Annotated in this window: 4 protein-coding genes and 2 pseudogenes; 5 read left to right on the plus strand and 1 reads right to left on the minus strand. The window is 71.6% G+C overall.

The window, feature by feature from the left end:
• From JNW89_RS33135 to JNW89_RS33150, 5 genes and pseudogenes are all read left to right on the plus strand, one after another.
• On the plus strand, positions 1 to 307 hold a 307-nt coding region (locus tag JNW89_RS33135), incomplete at its 5' end, for a transposase family protein (RefSeq protein WP_238452041.1).
• A gap of 176 nt (positions 308 to 483) precedes the next feature.
• Positions 484 to 1,127 (plus strand): annotated as a pseudogene (locus JNW89_RS33140) (dienelactone hydrolase family protein).
• A 53-nt stretch (positions 1,128 to 1,180) separates the two neighbouring features.
• A pseudogene (locus tag JNW89_RS39365) lies at positions 1,181 to 1,261 on the plus strand (DUF1697 domain-containing protein); the annotation flags it as partial.
• Between the two features lie 76 nt (positions 1,262 to 1,337).
• Positions 1,338 to 1,664: a DUF1697 domain-containing protein gene (locus JNW89_RS33145; RefSeq protein ID WP_309140055.1), complete on the plus strand. Its 327-nt coding sequence runs from the start codon at positions 1,338 to 1,340 to the stop codon at positions 1,662 to 1,664.
• Between the two features lie 132 nt (positions 1,665 to 1,796).
• On the plus strand, positions 1,797 to 2,024 hold the full coding sequence (locus JNW89_RS33150) for a TM2 domain-containing protein (protein ID WP_238452042.1): 228 nt from the start codon (positions 1,797 to 1,799) through the stop codon (positions 2,022 to 2,024).
• A gap of 57 nt (positions 2,025 to 2,081) precedes the next feature.
• Here the strand turns inward: JNW89_RS33150 and JNW89_RS33155 are convergent.
• On the minus strand, positions 2,082 to 2,933 hold an 852-nt coding region (locus tag JNW89_RS33155; RefSeq protein WP_238452043.1), incomplete at its 5' end, for an MBL fold metallo-hydrolase.

The raw sequence follows: 2,933 nt of genomic DNA on the forward strand, positions 1-2,933 counted from the left end.
CACGATCGTCTACCGCACCTCCGGCATCGCGGAGAATCTCGACGGGCGACCGGTGATGGCCGACGGCGGCTACCGCGGCAACCCCGAGGTGATCATGCCGTACCGCAAGCCCACCGACGGCAGCGACCTGCCCGCCTGGAAGGAAGCACTCAACGTCGAACACCGCACCGTCCGAGCAGGGGTCGAACACGCCCTGGCCAGGATGAAGTGCTTCAAGATCCTGCGCGACTACCGCCGCGCCGCCCACACATTGGCCGACGCCGCTTCCGGCATCGCCAACCTCCACAACATCATCCTCGCCGGCTGACCACTGACCCGGGCCACGGGCAACGCCTCCACCCAGTTACGAGACGTCCCTTAGGCTGGGCGGTACCGGACGTCGACAGGTGAGGAGGCTCCGTGGCCGACGTGGAGATCCCGATCGCTCAGGGGACGCTGCCCGCGTACCTGAGCGAACCGGAGGGTGACCGGCCGCGGCCCGGCGTGGTCGTCGTCCACGACGCCTTCGGCATGACGCCGGATGTCCGCCGCCAGGCGGACTGGCTGGCGGGCGCGGGTTTCCTGGCGGTGGCCCCCGACCTCTACTCGTGGGACAAGCGGGGCCGCTGCGTGCGCGCGACCCTCCGCGCGCTGCTCAGCGGCACCGGCCGCGCGTTCGACGAGCTGGACGCGACCCGCGCCTGGCTCGCCGGACGCCGGACTGCACCGGCCGGATCGGGGTCATCGGCTTCTGCATGGGTGGCGGCTTTGCCGTGCAACTCGCGCCCGGGCACGGGTTCGCCGCCGCGAGCATCAACTACGGGCAGGTACCGAAGGACGCCGAACGGCTGCTGGCCGAGGCGTGCCCGGTGATCGGCAGCTTCGGCGGCAAGGATCTCAGCCTCCGGTCGGCCCCGGCCAGACTGGAGTCGGCGCTGACCACCAATGAGGTCCCGCACGAGGTCACCGTCTACCCGCCGGCGCGGCACGGCTTCCTCAACCACCACCGGCCGGGCGAGCTGCCCCGGATGCAGCAGGTGGTGGCCCGGGTCGGTGGCGGGCCGCACGAGCCGTCGGCGACTCAGGCCCGGCGCCGCATCGTCGCCTTCTTCGACCGGCACCTGAGCACCGCCGGGGAGCCGGCATGAACCGGTACGTGGGGCTGCTGCGCGGCGTCAACGTCGGTACCACCCGGCTGGCCATGGCCGACCTGCGCCGCCTGGTCGCCGACCTGGGCCACGCCGACGTGCAGACCTACCTCCAGTCGGGCAACGTCGTGTTCGGCAGCACCTCCGCCGACGCCGCCCGGCTGGCGAAGGGCATCGAGCAGGCGCTCGCCTGGCGAGCTGGGGTTGACCGTGCCGGTGCTGGTCCGCAGCGGCGCGGAGCTGGCGGCGGTGGTCGACGGCAGCCCGTACGCCGGCCGGCAGGACGACCCCACCCGGTTGCTGGTCGCCTTCCTGGCCACGGCCCCGACGAAGGCGAAGGCCGCGGCGCTGACCGTGCCCGGCAACGAGAACGTCGAGTTCACCGTGGCCGGTCGGGAGGTTTACCTGCACTTCCCCGACGGCGGGTACGGCCGGTCGAAGTTCACCAACGCCTACCTGGAGAAGCAGCTCGGTGTGGTGGCGACGACTCGCAACTGGAAGTCGGTGCGGGCCCTGCGGGACCTGACCGCGTCCTGACCGGAGCGGCCGGGGCCATCAGATCGGTCCGGGCCTGCTCCTCGTCCGGCTGATCGGCCGATTTACGATCTTGCCTCGGGTCGGTGCCCCTCGATACGCTCCCGCGGCTATCTCACCTGAGAAAGGACCGCAGTGACCGCTCCTGTTTCGGTCGGCACCCAGAAGTCCTGGGTCGTCGCCCTGCTGCTCTGCTTCTTCGTCGGTTTCCTCGGCGTGCACCGCTTCTACGTCGGCAAGGTCGGCACCGGCGTCCTCCAGCTGGTCACCTTCGGTGGCCTCGGGATCTGGACCCTGATCGACTTCATCATGATCCTGGTCGGCTCCTTCAAGGACAAGCAGGGCCAGCCGCTCGCCAAGTAATCCGGGCGTACGCCGGCGGGGCCGGGATCCTGGTGATCCCGCCCGCCGCGTCCCCGCTCAGAAGTGGTACGCCGTCCCGTACTCCGGCACCAGCACGCGGGTGCGGGGCGAGGCCCGGCGGACGGCGGCGACCAGGTCGTCCAGCCGCCGCCGGTCGGCGGGGCCGACGACCGGCGGGTTGGCCAGCGGGGTCTCGAAGTTGTCCCAGTGCACCGGCACCACGACCTTCGGGTGGTCCAGGGCGGCCATCAGCCGGGGCACGTAGTCGGCGGTCGCCGTGGTGGACTGCAACGCCACCATCGCCACGTCCGGGGCCAGCCCGGTGAGGTTGCGCTCGGCGAAGTCGCTGGCACCCATGAAGAACACCGACGGACCGCCGTCGACGCGCACCTGGTACGCCAGCGTGTCCCCCTCGGGCAGGTCGGCGATGGCGGCGGGCCGGGTGGGCTGGCTGACCCTTACCCCGGGGAAGGCCATCGACCAGCCGGCGTTGCGGCTGTGCAGGGAGCTGACCACCTCGACGGTGTGGTCGCCGAAGTCGAGCACCTCGCCGCCCTTGACCGGGCTGAGCTGGCTCGCCGGCAGCCCGTAGGCCAGCCCGAGGTGGTACGCGGTCAGCGTGCCGAAGACCCGGGCGCCGGTCTTCTTCGCGATGTGCGGCACGTCGTTGTAGTGGTCCCAGTGGGTGTGGGTGACCAGCACGGTGGTGGCCCGGTCCACGAGGGAGTCGACGACGGCGGTGTCGACGGTCAGCGGGGTGGCCGGGTCGAAGGCGCCGCGGAACAGCCCGGTGTCGTAGCGGCTCAGGTACGGGTCGACCAGGACGGTGCGGTCGCCGATGTCGATCCGCCAGCCGGAGGTGCCCCACCAGCGGAAGCTCACCGCACCCTGGCGGGCGCGGCCGGCGGC

This window comes from Micromonospora sp. 4G55 (assembly GCF_016803375.1).